This window comes from Burkholderia sp. Ac-20392 (assembly GCF_017104585.1).
GTDB lineage: Bacteria > Pseudomonadota > Gammaproteobacteria > Burkholderiales > Burkholderiaceae > Burkholderia > Burkholderia lata.
This window is the reverse complement of the sequence record NZ_JAAGPB010000508.1, coordinates 1-5,626: the sequence shown is the minus strand read 5'-3', so window position 1 is coordinate 5,626 and position 5,626 is coordinate 1. Positions and strand designations below refer to the sequence as shown.

Genomic DNA, 5,626 nt, shown 5'->3' with positions numbered 1-5,626 from the left:
CGACACGATCGATCCGGCGCTGGTCACGGTCGGCCAGCCCGGCGCGGCCGGCGGCCGCTCGACGCTGACCGTGCTCGACCTGTGCCTCGACGCGGCACTCGCCGGCGACATCGACGCAATCTGCTTCGCGCCGCTGAACAAATACGCGATGAAGCTCGGCGGCCTGAAACACGAGGACGAGCTGCACCACTTCGCCGAAGCGCTCGGCGTGACCGGCTATTTCTGCGAATTCAACACGCTCGGCGAGCTGTGGACCGCACGCATCTCGTCGCACATTCCGCTGAAGGATGCGCCGGGCTACCTGAGCATCGAGCGGATCGAACAGGCCTCCGAACTGATCTACCGGTCGCTGCTCGCGAACGGCGTCGCAACGCCGAAGGTGGCGATCGCCGCGTTCAACCCGCACGGCGGCGACGGTGGCAGCTGCGGCCGCGAGGAAGTCGACATCATCGAGCCGGCCGTACGCCAGCTGCAGTCGCGCGACTGGCCGACCGACGCGCCGTTCCACGGCCCGTTCCCCGCCGACACGATCTTCCTGAAGGCGCAGGCCGGCGACTACCAGGCGATCGTCACGATGTACCACGACCAGGGGCAGATCGCGATCAAGCTGCTCGGCTTCTCGCGCGGCGTAACCGTGCAGGGCGGGTTGCCCGTGCCGATCACGACGCCCGCGCACGGCACCGCGTACGACATCGCGGGCCGCGGCACGGCCGACGTCGGCGCGACCTGGCAGGCGCTGCAGATCGCCTGCCGGATGGGCGCCGCGCGCCGCACCACCCCCGTTTCGGCGTGACGTTCGCGCGCCCCTTACACACGACAACATCGATTCCCGGAGACACCCTCATGAAAATCCGTTCCGTCCGCGCCCGCGTATTCCAGTGGAAAGGCAAGACCGTCCCGCCGCAGGGCAACTTCTGCTCGAACGCGATGGACCTGCTGTACGCACCGCAGGAAACGATGAGCACGTTCCGCTTCCATTCGTGGACGGTCGTCGAAGTCGAGACCGACGACGGCATCGTCGGCCTCGGCAACGTCGCGCTCGCGCCGCATGTCGCGAAGGTGATCATCGACCAGTACCTCGCGCCGCTCGTGATCGGCCAGGACCCGTGGGACTACGAATACCTGAACCAGCGGATGTATCGCGCGACCCACGCATGGGGCCGCAAGGGCATCGGCATGGCGGCGATCTCGGCGGTCGACATCGCGATCTGGGACATCCTCGGCAAGAGCGTCGGCAAGCCCGTGTTCAAGCTGCTCGGCGGCCGCACCAAGGAAAAGATCCCCTGCTACTACTCGAAGCTCTACCGCACCGACCTGCGGGAGATGCAGGACGAGGCGCAGCGCTACCTGAAGGAAGGCTTCCGCGCGTTCAAGATGCGCTTCGGCTACGGGCCCGCGCACGGGCAGCAGGGCGTGACCGAGAACCTGAAGTCGGTCGCGGCGATCCGCGAGGTGATCGGCTACGACAACGACCTGATGCTCGAGTGCTACATGGGCTGGAACCTCGAGTACGCGAAGCGGATCCTGCCGAAGCTCGAGAAATACCAGCCGCGCTGGCTGGAAGAACCGGTGATCGCCGACGACATCGACGGCTATGCGGAGCTGAACCAGCTCACGCGCATTCCGATCTCCGGCGGCGAGCACGAGTTCTCGCTGTACGGCTTCAAGCAGTTGCTGGACCGCAAGGCCGTGTCGGTCGTCCAGTACGACACGAACCGCGTCGGCGGGATCACGATGGCGCACAAGATCAACGCGCTGTGCGAAGCGTACAGCGTGCCGGTGATTCCGCATGCGGGCCAGATGCACAACTATCACCTGACGATGAGCACGCTCGCGTCGCCGATGAGCGAGTACTTCCCGATGTTCGACGTCGAGGTCGGCAACGAGCTGTTCTATTACATCTTCGACGGCGAGCCGGTGGCCGAGAACGGCTTCGTGCAACTGCGCGACGACGTGCCGGGCCTCGGCCTCACGTTGAAGACCGAGTTCCTCGACCAGTTCGACATCGTCGAGTGAGGCCCGCCATGCACGCACGCTACCAGGGCGTTTTTCCGGTCGCACCGACGATCTTCGACGCGCACGGCGCGCTCGACCTCGACGGCCAGCGCCGCTGCCTCGACTTCATGATCGATGCCGGTTCGCAAGGCATCTGCATCCACGCGAATTATTCCGAGCAATTCGCGCTCGGCGACGACGAACGCGACCTGATCACGCGCACCACGCTCGAGCACGTCGCGGGCCGCGTGCCGGTGATCGTCACGACGTCGCACTTCAGCGCGCGGATCTGCGCGGCACGCAACCGGCACGCGCAGGCGATGGGCGCGGCGATGGTGATGGTGATGCCGCCGTACCACGGCGCGACGTTCCGTGTGCCCGAAGCGCAGGTGCGCGCGTTCTTCCGCGAAGCCGCCGACGGCCTCGACATTCCGCTGATGATCCAGGACGCGCCCGCGAGCGGCGTCGCGCTGTCCGCGCCGTTCCTCGCGTCGCTCGCCCGCGAGATCGACGCGGTGTCGTACTTCAAGATCGAGACGGCCGGCGCCGCGTCGAAGCTGCGCGAGCTGATCGCGCTCGGCGGCGATGCGATCGAGGGGCCGTGGGACGGCGAGGAAGGCATCACGCTGCTCGCCGATCTCGATGCCGGCGCGACCGGCGCGATGACGGGCGGCGGCTATCCGGACGGGATTCGCCGCATCACCGACGCGTATTTCGCCGGCCGCCGCGACGAAGCCGTCGAGCAATACGCGCGCTGGCTGCCGCTGATCAACTACGAGAACCGCCAGTCCGGCTTCCTGACCGCGAAGGCGCTGATGCGGGAAGGCGGCGTGATCGCGTGCGACCAGCCCCGCTCGCCCTGGCCCGAGCTGCATCCACAGGTGCGCGCCGGCTTGCTCGACGCGGCGCGGCGGCTCGATCCGCTCGTGCTGCGCTGGGGACGCTAGGCGCCAGGCACCCGGCATCGGTTCAACCGTGCAATGCCGCAGGGCGTTGCGCATCGGCGGCCGGTACGACACCGGCGCGTCACGGCGTGACAGCGGTCCATCAGAAGACCGCCGCCGCCCACCACCCAGACTGGAGACACCATGACCCTGTTGAACCCGGCCACCCCGGCCTACGAAGCGGGCGAAGCCATTCCGCGCCGCCGCTGGCTGCGCGTGATTCCGCCGCTGCTGCTCGCCTGCATCATTTCCTACATGGACCGCGTGAACATCGCGTTCGCGATGCCCGGCGGGATGAACGCCGATCTCGGCATGGACGCGACGATGGCCGGCCTCGCCGGCGGCATCTTCTTCTTCGGCTACCTGTTCCTGCAGATTCCCGGCGGCCGGCGCGCGGCGCTCGGCAGCGGCAAGACCTTCATCGCGTGGTCGCTCGTGAGCTGGGCCGTGCTGTCGGTGCTGACCGGGCTCGTCACGCACACCTGGCAACTGCTGACGCTGCGCTTCCTGCTCGGCGTGGCCGAGGGCGGGATGCTGCCCGTCGTGCTGACGATGGTCAGCCACTGGTTTCCCGATCGCGAACGCGGCCGCGCGAATGCGATGGTCATCATGTTCGTGCCGCTCGCCGGCATGATCACCGCGCCGCTGTCGGGCTTCATCCTCGCCGCGTACGACTGGCATCACCTGTTCTTCAGCGCGGGCGCGCTGTCGCTGCTGTGCCTCGTCGTGTGGCTGATGTTCGCCGACGACGGCCCGGAGACCGCCCGCTGGGTGTCGCCGCGCGAGAAGGCCTACATCCTCGACGCGCTGCGCGAGGAACAGGAACGCAAGCGCGCGGCCGGCACGCCGGCTGCCGCGTCGTTCGGCGAGATGCTGCGCAACCCGACGATCTGGCTGCTGATCGCCATCAACTTCTGCTATCAGGTCGGCATCTACGGCTATACGATGTGGTTGCCCACCCTGCTGAAAAACCTCACGCACACCGGGATGGGCAAGATCGGCCTGCTCGCGATGCTCCCGTATGTCGCGATGGTGATCGGGATGTTCGTCACGTCGTATTTGTCTGACCGAACCGGCAAGCGCCGACTGTTCGTGCTGCTGCCGCTGGTCGGTTTCGCCGCGTGCCTGGCGCTGTCGGTGCTCACGCATGCGTCGATGGCCGTGTCGTTCGCGTTCCTGATCGGCTGCGGCTTCTTCCTGCAGGCGGCCGCCGGCGTGTTCTGGGCGATTCCGCCGAAGCTCTGCAGCGTCGAGACGGCCGGCAGCGCGCGCGGCCTGATCAACGCGCTCGGCAATCTCGGCGGCTTCTGCGGCCCGTATGCGGTCGGCGTGCTGACCCAGCACGTGAGCGCGGCGGCCGGCGTGTACAGCCTCGCGATCACGCTCGCGGTGGCCGGCCTGCTCGCGCTGACGCTGCCGAAACGCTGCGAGGACTAAGACCGGCTACACGAATACGCAGGCTTGCTGACGAATTGACGGAGACACCACCATGAACGACATCCTGTTGCTGGTGCAGAAATGCGCCCACACCTTCAGCTTCTACGACCTCGACACGAAAACCGCGCTCAAGCACGTCGTGCTGCCGAACTTCCCGCACGAATTCACCGTCGACGTGAACGAGCGCTTTGCGTACATCGGCATCTTCGGGATCGAGACCGCGTGGTCACGCGGCCATGAAGGCGATCACCGGATCGCCGAGATCGATCTCGTCGCCCGCACGCACACGCGCATGCTCGACCTGTGGCCGTACTACCGGCCGCACGGGATGGCGAGCGACCGCGACGGCCGGCTCTACGCGATGAGCGAGGCGCACGACATGCTGCTCGTGTTCGACGAGCCGACCAGACAGCCCGTGCCGAACATGGCCGTGCCGTCCGGCGGCGTAAAGACGCACCTCGTCACGCTCACGCGCGATGCAAGCCGGGCGTATGGCGTCCACCTGCTGTCGAATACGGTCACGCAATTCCATCCGCGCGACGCGACGGTCGCCCCGCGTGCGGTGATGCCCGGCCCGCGCCCCGAAGGCAACGCGCTGTCGAGCGACGAGCGTACGCTGTTCGTCGCGAATCGCGGCGACGACACGCTGGTCGAGATCGATACCGACACGATGACCTGCGGCCGCCGCGTGAAGACGCGCAGCGATCCGAACCGCATCTACCGCACGAGCGCGCCCGACGGCCGCGACCTGCTGCTGCTGACCAATTCGGGCGAGCGGTCGATCTCCGTGTTCGATGCGCGGCAGTTGGAAGAGATCGAACGCATCGCGCTGCCCGCGAACCCGACCGCGCTGTCGTTCCATCCGTCGCGGCGCGTCGCGTACGTGTCGTTCCAGGACGACTACGTGCGCGAGCTCGATCTCGATACGTGGCGGTTCGTCGGCGCAATGGCGACGCTGCGCGAGCCCGATGCGTCGTACGTGCTCGCCGGAGCCCGCTGACATGCGCGACGCGTCGCCGCTCGACGGCATGCCGGATGCGCTCGTCGATGCGCATCACCACCTGTGGCGGCTCGATGCGGGCGCGCACTATCCGTGGCTGCAGGAAGACTACGATCCGGCGCGCTTCATGTTCGGCGATTACGCGGCGCTGTGCCGCGATTTCGGGGTCGACGAACTCCGGCACGCAGCGCAACGCGCACCGCTCGTCGCCAGCGTGCACGTCGAGGCCGAGCGGGCGTTTGTTTTTTTA

At 67.3% G+C, this 5,626-nt stretch carries 5 protein-coding genes and 1 pseudogene; all 6 read left to right on the top strand.

Features of this window, described 5'->3' with window-relative positions; genetic code table 11:
- Positions 1–793, top strand: a 793-nt coding sequence (locus G3N99_RS33335; RefSeq protein ID WP_206124499.1) for a 4-hydroxythreonine-4-phosphate dehydrogenase PdxA, incomplete at its 5' end; no start/stop codon positions are given.
- 50 nt (positions 794–843) lie between these two features.
- Positions 844–2,016, top strand: a complete 1,173-nt coding sequence (locus tag G3N99_RS33330) for an L-rhamnonate dehydratase (protein ID WP_011356645.1) — start codon at positions 844–846, stop codon at positions 2,014–2,016.
- 8 nt (positions 2,017–2,024) lie between these two features.
- Positions 2,025–2,942: a dihydrodipicolinate synthase family protein gene (locus G3N99_RS33325; RefSeq protein ID WP_206124498.1), complete on the top strand. Its 918-nt coding sequence runs from the start codon at positions 2,025–2,027 to the stop codon at positions 2,940–2,942.
- 141 nt (positions 2,943–3,083) lie between these two features.
- Complete coding sequence (locus G3N99_RS33320) at positions 3,084–4,376, top strand: MFS transporter (protein WP_174939587.1); 1,293 nt, start codon at positions 3,084–3,086, stop codon at positions 4,374–4,376.
- Between the two features lie 52 nt (positions 4,377–4,428).
- Positions 4,429–5,376, top strand: a complete 948-nt coding sequence (locus G3N99_RS33315; RefSeq protein ID WP_206124497.1) for a YncE family protein — start codon at positions 4,429–4,431, stop codon at positions 5,374–5,376.
- Position 5,377: 1 nt separating this feature from the next.
- A pseudogene (locus G3N99_RS33310) lies at positions 5,378–5,626 on the top strand (amidohydrolase); the annotation flags it as partial.

Bases quoted from the DNA above. Each gene is read 5' to 3' on its own strand.
- G3N99_RS33330 (WP_011356645.1), top strand. From the start codon at position 844: ATGAAAATCCGTTCCGTCCGCGCCCGCGTATTCCAGTGGAAAGGCAAG.
- G3N99_RS33320 (WP_174939587.1), top strand. From the start codon at position 3,084: ATGACCCTGTTGAACCCGGCCACCCCGGCCTACGAAGCGGGCGAAGCC.
- G3N99_RS33315 (WP_206124497.1), top strand. From the start codon at position 4,429: ATGAACGACATCCTGTTGCTGGTGCAGAAATGCGCCCACACCTTCAGC.
- G3N99_RS33325 (WP_206124498.1), top strand. From the start codon at position 2,025: ATGCACGCACGCTACCAGGGCGTTTTTCCGGTCGCACCGACGATCTTC.